Origin of the sequence: Stenotrophomonas sp. CC22-02, from assembly GCF_004365115.1 — a bacterium.
GTDB lineage: Bacteria > Pseudomonadota > Gammaproteobacteria > Xanthomonadales > Xanthomonadaceae > Stenotrophomonas > Stenotrophomonas forensis.
On record NZ_SOCO01000001.1, the window covers coordinates 3,631,034 to 3,645,108 of the forward strand.

General features: G+C 67.0%; 11 protein-coding genes and 1 pseudogene. 8 read left to right on the plus strand and 4 right to left on the minus strand.

Annotation, left to right across the window (positions count from 1 at the left end; translation table 11 throughout):
* The first annotated feature begins 19 nt into the window (after positions 1-19).
* The 5 genes from pdhA to N440_RS16660 all read left to right on the plus strand — a co-directional run bounded on the left by pdhA (position 20) and on the right by N440_RS16660 (position 5,123).
* Positions 20-1,102: a pyruvate dehydrogenase (acetyl-transferring) E1 component subunit alpha gene (gene pdhA / locus N440_RS16640; protein ID WP_049456247.1), complete on the plus strand. Its 1,083-nt coding sequence runs from the start codon at positions 20-22 to the stop codon at positions 1,100-1,102.
* On the plus strand, positions 1,095-2,162 hold the full coding sequence (locus N440_RS16645; protein WP_006474353.1) for an alpha-ketoacid dehydrogenase subunit beta: 1,068 nt from the start codon (positions 1,095-1,097) through the stop codon (positions 2,160-2,162). The genes pdhA and N440_RS16645 overlap by 8 nt, the downstream gene beginning before the upstream one ends.
* 1 nt (position 2,163) lies before the next feature.
* Positions 2,164-2,517, plus strand: a complete 354-nt coding sequence (locus tag N440_RS16650; protein WP_012512332.1) for an SH3 domain-containing protein — start codon at positions 2,164-2,166, stop codon at positions 2,515-2,517.
* Positions 2,514-3,902, plus strand: a complete 1,389-nt coding sequence (locus N440_RS16655; protein WP_133935774.1) for a dihydrolipoamide acetyltransferase family protein — start codon at positions 2,514-2,516, stop codon at positions 3,900-3,902. Before N440_RS16650 ends, N440_RS16655 begins: the two co-directional genes overlap by 4 nt.
* Positions 3,903-4,133: 231 nt before the next feature.
* Positions 4,134-5,123 (plus strand): hypothetical protein, encoded by a 990-nt coding sequence (locus tag N440_RS16660; RefSeq protein WP_243831356.1) that lies wholly within the window; start codon positions 4,134-4,136, stop codon positions 5,121-5,123.
* 30 nt (positions 5,124-5,153) lie between these two features.
* On the opposite strand, the gene N440_RS16665 is transcribed toward N440_RS16660, so the two are convergent.
* The 3 genes from N440_RS16665 to N440_RS16675 all read right to left on the minus strand — a co-directional run bounded on the left by N440_RS16665 (position 5,154) and on the right by N440_RS16675 (position 7,085).
* Complete coding sequence (locus N440_RS16665; RefSeq protein WP_133935775.1) at positions 5,154-5,540, minus strand: VOC family protein; 387 nt, start codon at positions 5,538-5,540, stop codon at positions 5,154-5,156.
* A 202-nt stretch (positions 5,541-5,742) separates the two neighbouring features.
* Positions 5,743-6,450, minus strand: a complete 708-nt coding sequence (locus N440_RS16670) for a YafY family protein (protein ID WP_133935776.1) — start codon at positions 6,448-6,450, stop codon at positions 5,743-5,745.
* Positions 6,450-7,085: an NAD-dependent dehydratase gene (locus N440_RS16675; RefSeq protein ID WP_049456257.1), complete on the minus strand. Its 636-nt coding sequence runs from the start codon at positions 7,083-7,085 to the stop codon at positions 6,450-6,452. Before N440_RS16675 ends, N440_RS16670 begins: the two co-directional genes overlap by 1 nt.
* Positions 7,086-7,190: 105 nt before the next feature.
* Here N440_RS16675 and N440_RS16680 point away from each other — a divergent pair, with 105 nt between their 5' ends.
* Entirely contained in the window at positions 7,191-8,729 is a 1,539-nt protein-coding gene (locus tag N440_RS16680; RefSeq protein WP_049456251.1) for a GGDEF domain-containing protein, read from the plus strand.
* A gap of 105 nt (positions 8,730-8,834) precedes the next feature.
* Here the strand turns inward: N440_RS16680 and N440_RS16685 are convergent, their stop codons facing one another.
* Complete coding sequence (locus tag N440_RS16685; RefSeq protein WP_133935777.1) at positions 8,835-9,761, minus strand: DUF808 domain-containing protein; 927 nt, start codon at positions 9,759-9,761, stop codon at positions 8,835-8,837.
* Between the two features lie 198 nt (positions 9,762-9,959).
* On the opposite strand from N440_RS16685, the pseudogene N440_RS16690 reads away from it, so the two are divergent.
* Both N440_RS16690 and N440_RS16695 read left to right on the plus strand, forming a co-directional pair.
* A pseudogene (locus tag N440_RS16690) lies at positions 9,960-11,615 on the plus strand (AarF/UbiB family protein); the annotation flags it as partial.
* Between the two features lie 244 nt (positions 11,616-11,859).
* Positions 11,860-13,965 carry a phosphoglycerol transferase I gene (locus N440_RS16695; RefSeq protein WP_133935779.1) on the plus strand — a complete coding sequence of 702 codons (2,106 nt, stop codon included), beginning with the start codon at positions 11,860-11,862 and terminating at the stop codon, positions 13,963-13,965.
* The last annotated feature ends 110 nt before the right edge of the window (positions 13,966-14,075 follow it).

The window sequence follows — 14,075 nt, forward strand, 5'->3', positions numbered from 1 at the left end:
GTCGAAGGTGCAGTACGCAATGACGGTTGCCGCTGAATTCAAGATCGAATACCTGCAGTACCTGGACGTGGACGGCAAGCTCGTCCGCGATGACCTGCCCGCGTCGCTGCGCGACCCCAAGGTCCTGGTACCGCTGTTCAAGCAGATGCTGTTCGTACGTACGTTCGACAGCAAATCCATCGCGCTGCAGCGCACCGGCAAGCTCGGCACCTACGCCGCCTGCCTGGGCCATGAAGCCGCGCACGTGGGCATCGGTGCCGCGATGCAGAAGGACGACGTGTTCGCGCCTTCGTACCGCGAGTATGGCGCGATGTTCATGCGTGGCGTGCGTCCGCACGACGTGCTGATGTACTGGGGCGGCGACGAGCGCGGCAACGACTACGGCGGCAACGCGGCCAAGGACTTCCCGTTCTGCGTGCCGATCTCCACCCAGTGCCTGCACGCCGCAGGCGCGGCGCTGAAGTTCAAGCTCAACAAGGAACCGCAGATCGCGGTGGCCGTGTGCGGCGACGGCGGCAGTTCCAAGACCGACTTCTACGCGGCACTGAATTCGGCCGGCGCCTACAAGCTGCCGCTGATCCTGTGCATCGTCAACAACGGCTGGGCCATCTCGGTTCCGCGGTCGGCCCAGACCGGTGCCGAGACGCTGGCGCAGAAGGGCCTGGCCGGCGGCCTGCATTGCCTGCAGGTGGACGGCAACGACCTGATCGCGGTGCTGGCGGCCATGGAGCAGGCGCGCGAACGTGCGCTGGCCGGCGACGGTGGCACCGTGCTGGAACTGATGACCTATCGCCTGTCCGACCACACCACCGCCGATGACGCGCGCCGCTACCGCGACGATGCCGAGGTGAAGGATGCCTGGCAGCGCGAGCCGATGCTGCGCCTGCGCAAGTACCTGATCAACGCCGGCGTCTGGAGCGAGGAAGAAGAAACCGCCTGGGTCGCCGCGTGCGGCACGCGCGTGGACGAGGAAGTGAACCTCTACCTCAACACGCCGGTGCAGCCGGTCGAGGCGATGTTCGATTTCCTGTACGCCGATCCACCGCAGGACCTGCTGGCCCAGCGTGCGCAGGCGATCGCCCTGGAGCAGCGCCATGGATGAGATCAAGAACGGCGCGCCCGGCGCGCACACCAACGCCGCCGACAGCGCCGCCGTCGCGCGCGGAGAACAGAGCATGACCACCACCCCCATCACCCTGATCGAAGCCATCACCCAGGCGCTGGCCTGGGAGCTGGAGCACGACCCGTCGGTGCTGGTGCTGGGCGAGGACGTGGGCGTCAACGGCGGCGTGTTCCGTGCCACCGCCGGCCTGCAGCAGCGCTTCGGCTCCGAACGCATCCTCGACACCCCGCTGGATGAAACCACCATCGCCGGCCTGACCATCGGCCTGGCCGCGCAGGGCATGAAGCCGGTGGCCGAAGCCCAGTTCGACGGTTTCATGTACCCGATGGTCGACCATATCGTCTGCCACGCCGCGCGCCTGCGTTACCGCACCCGTGGCCGCCTGCACTGCCCGATGGTGCTGCGCGTGCCGTGGGGCGGTGGCATCCGCGCGCCGGAACACCACAGCGAAGCCAACGAGGCCATCTTCACCAACGTGCCGGGCCTGCGCGTGGTGCTGCCGTCCTCGCCGCAGCGCGCCTATGGCCTGCTGCTGGCCGCGATCCGCGAACCGGATCCGGTGATCTACATGGAACCCAAGCGCATCTACCGCCAGTACAAGGAAGTGGTCGTCAATGACGGCGAAGCCTTGCCGCTGGACGTCTGCTTCGTGCTGCGCGACGGCACCGACGTGACCCTGGTGACCTGGGGCGCGCAGGTGAAGGAAGCGCTGGAAGCGGCCGACAAGCTGGCCGGCGAAGGCATCAGCGCCGAAGTGATCGACGTGGCCACGCTGCGTCCGCTGGACTTCGCCACCATCGCCGAGTCGGTGGCCAAGACCGGTCGCTGCGTGATCGTGCAGGAGGCCCCGAAGACCGCGGGCTTCGGCGCCGAGATCGCCGCGCGCCTGGCCGAGGAATCGATCTACGACCTGCTGGCTCCGGTCGAGCGCGTCACTGGCTACGACACCCACATTCCGCTGTTCCGCCTGGAAATGAAGTACCTGCCGAGCGTTGAGCGGATCGTGGCTGCGGCCAAGCGCGCGGTGGCGGCCGGCTGACATGCGGGCCCGCCTTCTGGGGGCTTACCGCAGCCAGTATCCCAACCCGCTCCGGTTCCGCACCGGCCAGATCGTCGAAGTAGGCGTTCGTGACGAGGAATGGCCGGCGTTTGCCTGGGTACGCACCAACGATGGGCGCGCTGGATGGGCGCCCATCGCCTGGCTGCAGCTGCTGGACGAGGGTCGCGCCGAAGCGCTGTGCGACTACGACGCCCGCGAGCTGGATGTGGAAAGCGGCGAGATGGTGAAGCTTCATCACGAACACGGTGGGTGGTGGTGGTCCGAGCGCGCCAATGGCGCGACGGGCTGGCTGCCGGCCCGCGAACTGGAACTGCTGGAAGAGAACTGCAAATGAGCCAGACCAAGAGCTTCAACCTGCCCGACCTGGGCGAAGGCCTGCCGGACGCGACCATCGTCGAGTGGTTCGTCAAGGAAGGCGATGTGATCAAGCTGGACGAGCCGCTGGTCTCGATGGAGACCGCCAAGGCCGTCGTCGAAGTGCCCTCGCCGTTCTCCGGCAAGGTGCTGAAGCTGTCCGGCGCCGCCGGTGACATCATCCCGACCGGTTCGGTACTGGCCAGCTTCGAGCTGGACCCGAACCTGCCGCAGCGTGCCGATGGCCAGGACACCGGCCACAGCCATGGCCATGCCGCACCTGCCGCCGCACCGACCCCACCGCCGCTGCCGGCCGCTGCCGCACCGGTGGCTGCCGAAGCCGCCAAGCCTGCCGCTGCCGAGCGCGATGACGCCGGTACCGTGGTCGGCGCGATGCAGAGCTCCAACGCCGTGCACGCCGAGCAGGCGCTGGCCGTCGGTGGCGTCAAGGCCGTTCCGGCCGTGCGTGCCACCGCGCGCAAGCTGGGCGTGGATCTGTCCCGCGTGCGTGCCACCGGTGCCGATGGCGCAGTGACCATGGCCGACGTCAAGCAGGCCGCCGCAGATGGCAGCGCCAAGCTCGGCGCCGCCCCGGCACCGGTTGCCGCGGCTGCCTATGCCGCGCCGGCCCCGGCGCAGGTGTCGGCGCCGGTGCAGAGCGAAGCACGCACCCCGCTGTCCGCCGCCGGCAAGCCGATGCGCACCCAGCCGCCGGGCGTGGTGGCCAAGGGCCAGCCGGAACCGCTGAAGGGCGTGCGCCGCAACATGGCCCGCGTGATGGCCGATGCGCACAGCAAGGTCGTTCCGACCACGCTGAACGACGACGCCGACATCCACGCCTGGCTGCCGGGCAACGACGTCACCGCGCGCCTGGTGCGCTCGATCGTGGTGGCCGCGCAGAAGGTGCCGGCGATGAATGCCTGGTTCGACGGTGAAGCGCTGACCCGCACCCTGCACGCGCAGGTGGACATCGGCATTGCCGTGGACACCGACGATGGCCTGTTCGTGCCGGCCCTGCGCAATGCCGACATGCTCGATGCACGCGGCATCCGCGAAGGCGTGAACCGCCTGCGCGAGCAGGTGGAATCGCGCTCGATCGCCGCCTCGGAACTGAGCGGCTACACCATTTCGCTGTCCAACTTCGGCATGTTCGCCGGCCGCTACGCGACCCCGGTCGTGGTGCCGCCGTGCGTGGCCATCGTCGGTGCCGGCCGTGCCCGCCACCAGATGACCCCGGTGATGGGCGGCGTGGAAGCGCACAAGGTGATCCCGCTGTCGGTCACCTTCGACCACCGCGCGGCCACTGGTGGTGAAGCGGCCCGCTTCCTGCGCGCGATGATGGACGACCTGGCGCTGGCCAGCTGATTCAGCTGGTCGGTGGGTGCCAACCTTGGTTGGCATATGATCTGGAAAAACGCCGGGCACTGCCCGGCGTTTTTTTGTGCCCGCTCCGTCGCGCCCCATCCACGCATGGCGTGGATCTACAGGGCTCTCCGTCGATCGGTCGAGAGCGCAAGAGAGCACTTTGAGAATAGTTGCATGGATTCCCCAGAGCAGCTCGATAGCATTGAGCTTCTCTTGAGACGTCGAGTTCCCATGCTGGAGAAAGCACCCACAATCGAAGAAATCCTGAAGGCGGGCGATGATATTTTCCGTGCCTCCCCGTTCTTATTACTGCTGACGAGGGATGAGGATCCCACGGACAGGAATTGGGTTCTCGACATCATCTTCCTGCGCTGGCTCGCTCGAAATCGCGCGCTCCTTGACGCATCGGTAGGGTCTACGGTGGCAGCCGCCCCCTCACTGGCGGATGCCTTGGCATGCATCAAAGCTGCTTTCCAGGACGAGATTCCCGGATCTGCGTTCGACCCGGAATTGCTGGAGTTCACCCTGGACTACTTCTGCTTCCGCGCACCCTACCCCTCGGATTTCTTCTCCCTTTTTCCGCAAAGCGACATGCCTTCGCCGGAAGCCATGTGGGACAAACAGGAGCAGGTGTACGCGATTATCGATTCACGTTTACAGTCATGGCGCAACGGTGAACCCCTCGTCCGGGCGGTCATCCCCAAGACCGATCAACAAGGAGACGCCGAACCGGCTACGCCGCTGGACGCTGACGTCTGGATCTCAACGCTGGCAACGCTATCGGATGCTGCGGTCACCCAAGAAGGCTGCTGGGCATACGCCGACCACTTCTACAGGCCTCTGACGAAACCACCATCAGTAGAAGTCGTGCTGGCAGTCATGAGGGAATTTCTTCGCGACCCACCACATGATGCGTCGATCATGACCGCAACGGACAACTTCCTGTCGGATATTCCGTTCTCCCGCTACATCAAAGCCTACTCCATCCTCGCACCTGAACTGCTGGACCGTGCTTCAGATGCCGCGCTCAATCTGTTTGATTATCCAGGTTGTGAACTGACGCCCCGTCAGATACGGCAGTTCATCAGGGAACTCAGGCGGTGCAATCCCGGCCGCGATGTGGTCGGAGAGCTGGCCCAGCTGGCCATTGAGTGGGATTCGGAAGACGACGAGACATTTTCAATCGTCATCGAAGCAGCGCAGAAGCAAGGGCAGGTCTAGGGGCCGGCCAGCACCGGCTCCCTCCCTGAATCAATCGCGCGCGGCCAACCCCTCGGCGCGGCTGTAGACACGCAGGCGGTGGCCATCAGGATCGGCGCCGACGAAGGTGTGGCCGAATTCCAATGTCACCGGCGCCTGCAGGATCTGCACGCCGAGCGCGCGCCACGCATCGTGCATCTGCTGCACGGCCTCCGGGTTGGCCACCACCATCGCCAGTTCGGCGGCACCGGCCTGCGCAGAGACGGGGGGCTGCACGTCATCGCGCTGCCACAGGCCCAGTGCGGCGCCATCGCCGAGCAGGAACAGGGCGAAGCCGGGCGACTGCTCGACCGGCGGTTTGCCGAGGATGCCGCTGTAGAAGGTGGCGCTGGCGGCGACGTCGCGTACGTACTGCAGCAGGGTGCTGGGCGTGAACATGGGGAAGCTCCGTTGTTGGGAGGCTTCATGTTGGTGCCGGCCTGCTGACAGATTCTGTCAGTAGCGTCGAGCTTGCTCGGCGGGTGTTCGCTAAGATCAAAGGCGGTCGAGCAAGCTCGACCCCTACCAAGAGCGAAGAGCGAAGGCCGCCCTCCCCCAGAAGCAGGAAGCGAAGCGCGGAAGCAGTCGTGCAGGCTCGACGCTACGAACGGTCCAGCCAGTCCGGTGCGATACCCTGCGCCTTCTGCCAGCGCCGCAGCAGGGTGGCGCGCGGCACGGGGTAGCGATCTTCCAGCGCGCGCACCCGGCGGATGCGGTCCAGGCGGAAATGGCGGAAGTCCTCGCGGCTCTCGCACCAGGCCGCCAGCATCGGCACTTCATCGAAGTAAGCCAGCGCGAACGGCCAGACGATGCGTTCGCTGCGCTGGCCATGCGCATCCTCGTAACCGAACCTGAGGCGCTGCTGCGCACTGACCGCCTCGCGCACGGCCTGCAGGCGCGCCGCCGGCACCTTGGCCGCCGTTCGCGAAGGGCCAACGCGCAGGCCACTGTCGCGCAATGCCTCGCGCCGCGCTGCAGGCAACACATGCGCGATTCGCGCCAACGCATCGCGTGCGGCCTCGGCCAACGCAGGCTCGGTACGGGCCGCGACCCAGCGCAGGCCCAGCACCAATGCATCGATCTCGGCCGGTGGCAGGGTCATCGGCGGCAGAGTATCGCTCGGCGCCAGCTGGTAGCCGATGCCGGCTTCCCCGCGCAGGTCGGCGCCCTGCTCGCGCAGGGTCTCGATATCGCGGTACAGCGTGCGCAGGCTGATGCCCAGCGCATCGGCCAGTGCCTGCCCCGCCACCGGCCGCCGATGGCGGCGCAGCAGCTGCAGCAGCTGGGTCAGGCGCAGCGCACGCGACATCAGCCGACCAGTGCGCTGGATGCCACCACGTGCTCGCCCGGCGGCGGCGCCAGCGCGGCATCCACCAGCGCCCTGGCAATCCGTTCGGCCGGATTGATCCGCCACGCCCGCGGCAACACCGGACCCAACACGCCCAGCACCCGCAGGGCGAAGTGTTCGCCACGGCGCACCTGCTGCCGCTGCCCGCCAATCAGGCCGGGCCGCACCAGGGTGAGCGAAGCAAACTCGAGCGCGCGCAGGTCGCGCTCCAGTTCACCCTTCACCCGGTTGTAGAAGATCGCGGAGCCTGCATTCGCTCCCGCTGCCGAATTCAGTACGAAGGCGCGTGCACCCTGGCCGCGTGCCAGCTGCGCAAACGCGAGCGGGTAGTCATGGTCGATACGATGGAAGGCCTCACGGCTGCCCGCCTGGGCCATCGTGCTGCCCAGCGCGCAGATCACCGCATCGACCTGGGCCCAGTCGGGCGCCTCCGGCAGGGCGTCGAACTGCAGCAGCGGGGCGTACAGCTTCGGGTGGGCCAGGGTCAGCGCCCGCCGGGAAGGGGCCACCACGGCGCGGCAGCGCGGGTCGTCCAGCAGCATCGGCAGGGCCAGCCCGCCGACCAGGCCGGTCGCCCCCAGCAGCATCACGCGCATCACTACCTCCACTGCGGCATCCTGTCGCCCATCCTAGCCGTTCAAGCCGTCGGCGGCCGCGCCGATATGCTGGAACCAGTCCCTGCCAGCCCCAGGATTTGCTCCATGACGGACCAGCCCGACCACCGCCCTGCCCCCGGTACCGCCCTTGGTCCGCCGGCACGCGTGCGCGCGGTGGTGGATGACGGGCTGGGTGACCGCGTGGTGCTGCAGGGTGGCGGTGGCGTCGCCCTGCAACAGCTGTTCGCCGGTGCCGACGCGCCGGAGCCGCTGCTGGCGGCGTTCGCCAACGGCATGGCCACCCTGCCCGGTGAACTGGGCGACATGGGTGACCGCCTGCAGTCGGCGCAGGCCAGTGCCGATTGGCCACGCTACGGGCGCGCGATGCGGCAGTTGATCGACAAGTACATCCGCACCATCGAGCAGCATTCACCGGACGGGCAGCCGGAAAGCCTGCGCTTGTCCGAGCAGCTGCGGCTGCTGCTGGGCGGCGCGGTGGTTGCACTGCTGCAGCACGACCCGGACCTGCGCGAACAGGCACAGGCGCTCGCCCTGCGCCTGCGCCAGTGGCAACCGGGCACCGCACTGGAGCCGATCGAACAGGGCGTGCGCGAACTCGGCCACCAGGTCGGTGTGCGCGCCGAGAGCTGGCAGGAGCAGCAGGCGCTGTTGCTGGAGCTGTTCGCGCTGCTGCTGGAGAACGTGAGCGAGCTGCTGGACGACCGCAGCTGGCTGCAGGGCCAGATCGCTGCGGTGCGCCAGCTGCTGGACGGGCCGCTGGAAGCCGAAGCCGTCGAGCGCACCCGCGCCGAGCTGCGCGAAGTGATCTACAAGCAGGGCCTGCTGCGCCAGGGCATCGACGATTCAAAGGCAGCGATGCGCGGGTTGATGGGCGAGTTCATCGAGCGCATGGATGGCATGGCTGCCAGCACCGGCGAGTACCACGATCGCATCGGCAGCTACGCGTTGCAGCTGCGCGAGGCGCGCAGCATCGCCGACCTCAACCAGCTGCTGCAGGACGTGATGCGCGACACCGGCAAGGTGCAGCAGCAAGCGGCGCAGGCGCGCGACCACCTGGCCAATGCGCGCCAGGAAGTTGAGCGTGCCGAACAACGCATCGCCGAGCTGGAGCAGGAACTGCGCGCGGCCGGCGATCTGGCCCGCATCGATCCACTCACCCAGGCACTGAACCGCCGTGGCCTGGAAGAGCTGCTGCAACGCGAGCTGGCGCGTGCCGCGCGTAACAACTCGCCGCTGGGCGTGGCGGTGATCGATCTGGATGATTTCCACCAGACCAATGACGCGCATGGCCATGCCGGTGGCGATGCGCTGCTGCAGCACCTGGTGGCCGTGTGCAAACTGCTGCTGCGCGCCACCGATGGCATCGCGCGGCTGGGCGGGGACGAGTTCGTGCTGGTGCTGCCGGAAACCCAGGGTGCCGACAGCATGGCCACCGTGCAGCGCCTGCAGCGCTCGCTGGCGCACCGCGTGCTGACCGTGCAGGACCGGCGGGTGCCGGTGCATTTCAGTGCGGGGCTGGCCCAATGGCAGCCCGGCGATGATGCCGAGGCGCTGCTGCGGCGCGCCGATGATGCGCTGTACGCGGCCAAGCGCCAAGGCAAGAACCGGGTGCAGGCGGGATAGCGCCCGGCCCCCGTGAACCGCCCAGGTAGGTGCCAACCTTGGTTGGCACACGCGAAAAACAAAGCGCCGACCAAGGCCGGCCCCTACCGGGGAACCCGTCGCCGCTTATTTCCCGCGCAGCTTCTGGAAGCCGCTCACCGCAGCCAGCACGATGGCACCGGCGATGACGCCGACCACCATGTTGCCGATCGCACTGATCAACCAGCCCCACTGGCCCTCGCCGCCCAGTGCCTGCACCGCGTGATGCAGTGCCGGCACGTTGTGCACCAGGATGCCGCCACCGACCAGGAACATGGCAATGGTGCCGGCCACCGACAGGAACTTCATCAGCCACGGTGCAGAGGCGACCAGGCCACGACCGAACGCCGCAATCGCGCCGCCCTTGCGCGACAGGTACAGGCCAACGTCGTCGAGCTTGACGATGCCCGCCACCAGTCCGTAGACGAAGATCGTCATTGCCAGTGCGACCACCGCAAGCGTCAGCAGCTGGTTGGTGAAGGTCGCGGTGGCCACCACGCCCAGGGTCAACACGATGATCTCGGCCGAGAGGATGAAGTCGGTGCGGATCGCCCCTTTTACCTTGTCCTTCTCCCACGCCACCATGTCCACCTGCGCGTCGGCCAGCGCCTTGCGCCGCTCGGCCTGGCGCTCAGCGTCGTCATCGGATGAGTGCAGGAAGCGGTGTGCCAGTTTCTCCACGCCTTCAAAGCACAGGAAGGCGCCACCGATCATCATCAACGGCACGATCAGCGGCACATTCCAGCCACGGCTGTGCAGCCACGCCTCCAGCGCACTGATCGCCAGCGCAGCCGGCACCAGGATCACCTTGTTGACCAGCGACCCCTTGGCCACCGCCCACACCACCGGCAGCTCGCGGTTGGCGTTGACCCCGGTCACCTGCTGCGCGTTCAGCGCCAGATCGTCGCCCAGCACACCCGCGGTCTTCTTCGCCGCCACCTTGGTCAGCACCGAGACATCGTCCAGCAGGGAGGCGATATCGTCGAGCAGGGCGAACAGGCTGGCACCGGCCATGGGGCATCCAAGTGAGGGAATGAGCGGATTCTGACCGATACCGGGGCCGCTGCGGAAGCGGTCGGATTCACCGCGTGCCTACCGCCCCCCGGCGACACTGCGGAATCTGGACATTGCCGGCCAGCGGCCGGCACTACCAACTTTGTCGCATGGGAGTGTCGCTTGAGCAATCCGCCCACCGCCAATGGCAATCCCCCGCTGGTCAAGGGCATGAACCGGCGCAGCCAGATCCTGCGCCTGCTGATGCGCTACCGCCATTCGGGGGTGTTCTCGGGAATGAACCTGGATGCTGCCAGCCACCAGGCCGACGTGCCCGCCGACGGCAACCCGGAACAGTTCGTCAGCGATCTGGAAGCGCTGGGGCCGACCTTTGTCAAACTGGGCCAGATGCTGTCCACGCGACCGGACATGGTGCCGGTGGAATTCGCCACCGCGCTGGAGCGCATGCAGGAAAAGGTGGCCGAGATCCCGGTCGAGCGCATCCATGCCATCGTCGAGCAGGAACTGGGTGCGCCGGTGAACAAGCTGTTCGCTTCGTTCGATCCCGAGCCGCTGGGCTGCGCATCGATCGCGCAGGTGCACCGCGCGGTGCTGCACGATGGCCGGCAGGTGGCGGTGAAGGTACAGAAGCCCGAGGTGGCCGCGCAGCTGCGCTCGGACCTGGAGGCGCTGCGCAGCTTCGCGCTGGCCGCCGACCACCTGACCCAGGTGGGTCGCCGCGTGCGCCTGCGCGACTGGCTCAACGAGTTCGCCAAGACCCTGATGCAGGAGCTGGACTACCACGCCGAGGCCGAGAACCTGGCGCGGTTTGGTCGCCATCTCAAGCCATTCCGCCGGCTGTGGATTCCGCAACCGCTGTGGGATTACAGCAGCCAGCGCGTGCTGACCATGGAACTGGCTACCGGCGTGCGCGTGGACGCGATTCCCGATGTGCGCCGCACCGAGCAATCAATGGACCCGCTGGCCGCGGCGCTGATCCGTGGCTACCTGGACCAGATCTTCGTGCACGGCGAGATCCATGCCGATCCGCACCCGGGCAACCTGCGGGTGATGCCCGATGGCCGACTGGCGATCTTCGATCTGGGCATGGTCGCGCATATGCCGCCGCGCCTGCGCGAGCGGCTGCTGAAGATCCTGTTCGCCGCCGTCGATGGCCGCGGCGAAGAAGTGGCCGACGACCTGATCAGCATCAGCACCCGGCTGGAGGCGTTCGACGAGGAGCGCTACCTGCGCGAGACCGGCCAGTTGATTGCGCGCTACGCCGCCAGCGGCAGTTTCTCCGAGGGCCGCGTGGTGCTGGACATGGTGCGCATCGCCACCGCCTGCGGCCTGCGCACGCCGCCGGAGCTGAGCCTGCTGGGCAAGGCGTTGCTCAACCTGGAAACGGTGTGCCGGCTGCTGGCGCCCGAGTTGGAAACCCGCCGCATCGTCGAGCGCCAGCTGCAGCACGTGATGCGCGCGCGCCTGAAGAAATCGCTGTCGGCCGCCAACATCGCCAGCGAAGCGATGGAGCTGCAGCAGCTGCTGCGCGATGGGCCACGCAAGCTGTCGGACATCATGGCGCTGCTGGCCGAGAACCGCCTGCAGATGAAGGTGACCGGCCTGGAAGAGTCACGGTTGATGGAGAACCTGCAGAAGATCGCCAACCGCGTGGCGGCCGGCATCATCAGCGCCGCATTGATCATGGCCGCTGCGATGATGATGAAGATCGACACCGGCTGGCATCTGTTCGGCTACCCGCTCATCGCGCTGGTCCTGCTGTTGATCGGCGTGGTGCTCGGACTGGGCATCGTGACCAGCGCACTGTTGTTTGATCGTCGCGCGCGGGCGCGCGAGGAACGCGGCCACCGCTAGCACATGCATTGAAACCGCCGTATTCATGCGGTTTTTAATGCAATCCAACGAAGCCTTTCACGCCCGCTTTACCTTGCGGGCGTGATTGCGCGCGCGTCATTTCAACAAACATTTCAGTCAGGTTCGTGCATGCACTATCGGGTCATCGGCCTGTCATGTGAATGTGCTTGCGGCAGCGCCGGTCGGATGGACACGCGTCGGTACGACGTCCATCACCACCACCCCGTCACTGCCGAAGCTGCCTATGCTCTGGATACTGTTGCTGTCGTTGTTGCTGCTGTGCTGGTTGTTCCTCGCGTCCGACAGGTGGGTGTGGTGGAAGGCCGGTGCGTTCTCGCTGCTGCTGCTTGCACTCAGTGCGTGGTGGCTGATCGACAAGCTGTCCGGTGATGGGCTCAATGCCGCCACCCTGTACCACCTGGGCGCCGACATGGAAGGCGCCGGTGTCTCCGACTTCAAGGGCTATATCGCCGGCTTCATCGTGCTGGCGCTGGTCTCGCTGCTACCGCTGTTCGCCACGCGGGTGAAGCGCTGGCGCCGGTCCGGCCACGGTGCTGCCTGGTTTGCAGGCTTCGCGGCGGTGTGGGTGGCCACGATCATGATCAGCCCGCTGGCGCGTGACGGCCAGCGCCTGTACCAGCAGCTGCGCCCGGTCGATTTCGCCCGTATCGCACCCGAATACCAGGTGCCGACGCAGCCATTGCAGCGCCCGCGCAACATCGTCTGGATCTACGGCGAAAGCCTGGAGCGCACCTACCTGGACGAGAACGTGTTCCCGGGCCTGATGCCCAACCTCAACCGCCTGGCGTCCCAGTCGCTGGACGTGCGTGGGCTGGCCTCGGCCGAGGGCAGCGGCTGGACCATCGCCGGCCTGGTGTCGTCGATGTGCGGCGTGCCGCTGACCACCTCGCAGGGCGACGAGAACAGCATGGACCGCATGGGCAGCTTCCTGCCCAAGGCCGTGTGCCTGGGCGACTACCTGAAGCAGCAGGGCTACACCAATCATTACCTGGGCGGCGCCAACGGCCAGTTCGCCGGCAAGGGCCAGTTCCTGGCCAGCCACGGCTTCGATGAAGTGCACGACCTGGCGTGGTTCAAGCAGCAGAAGAAGATCGGCCGCATCCACTACTCGGCCTGGGGCGTGCATGACGATGTACTGCTGGATACCGCCTACCAGCGCTTCGAACAGCTCTCGCGTGCGGGCTCACCGTTCATGCTGACCACGCTTACGATGGACACCCATCATCCCGCCGGTCACCTGCCGGTGTCGTGCAAGGGTGAGCGTTACCAGAGCCAGTACGGCAACATCAACATGCTCAACGCGCTCAAGTGCAGCGACCGGCTGATCTCGCAGCTGGTGCAGCGCATCCAGGCCAGCCCGTACGGCAAGGACACGCTGATCGTGATCGCCTCCGACCACCTGGCGATGCCCAACGATCTCACCCACATCCTGACCCAGCAGAAGCGCGAGAACCTGCTGCTGTTCCTCGGCAACGGCGTGGCACCGCGCCAGCTGGCGGTGGAGGACGGTTCGACGCTCGATTCCGGCGCCACCCTGCTCAGCCTGCTCGACCCGAGGCTGCAGACCATGGGCTTCGGCCGTTCGCTGCTGGATGAAAAGCGCGCACCGAGTGCCAGCGTGGCCGCACGCCGCGAGGGTGGCCGTGACTATCCGCAGTACCTCGCCTTCGCGCGTTCACTGTGGCTGGGCGAACCGACCCGCGAACTGAAGATCGATGGCGATGACCAGGTAGTGGTCGGCCTGCAGCACGTGCAGCCGCCGGTGCTGCTGGAGTACGACAAGGACTGGGGCCTGAAGTCGGTGTACCTGGAAAACACCTCGCGCCAGTTCGACGATGCGAATCCGGACAACACCCTGGCCTACGTCGACCGCTGCACCGCGTTCGAGGACGGCTCGGCCGACGGCGACTGGTGCGCCCTGCTGGTCAACCGCGACAACGGCATCAAGCTCTACCGCGACAATGACCTGCGCGGCGGCATCGCGGTGGATGCACCGCTGGACGCCTTCCAGGGCCCGCGCCCGAGCGTGCGCCAGGCACACATGATCACCCAGAAGGGCCGCCGTACCCGCGCCGGCCAGTACATGCTGCAGCTGGTGGCGAGCACGCGCCCGGATCGCGGTTTCTGGATCGAGGCGGTGTCCTCGCAGCGCAAGGTGGTGTTGGCCCAGCAGTGGGTACAGCCTGATGCCAACGGCAAGATCAACGTGTCGTTCGGGCTGGACCACGAAGTGGATGATCTGGAGATCCGTGCGTGGTTGAACCATGCCGAGAAGCTGGCGGTGGATACGTTCGCACTGGTGCCCTCGCGCAGCCGCCCGCGGGGGTAGGGGTTTCTTTGCAGGGCTGCGCCCTGCACCTGCTGCAAGCAACGGCAACATCAAGAGCGGGCAGTCCGTGGGTTGGCGGGGCGGTGTCGGAGTGCGGGGACGCCGTAAAC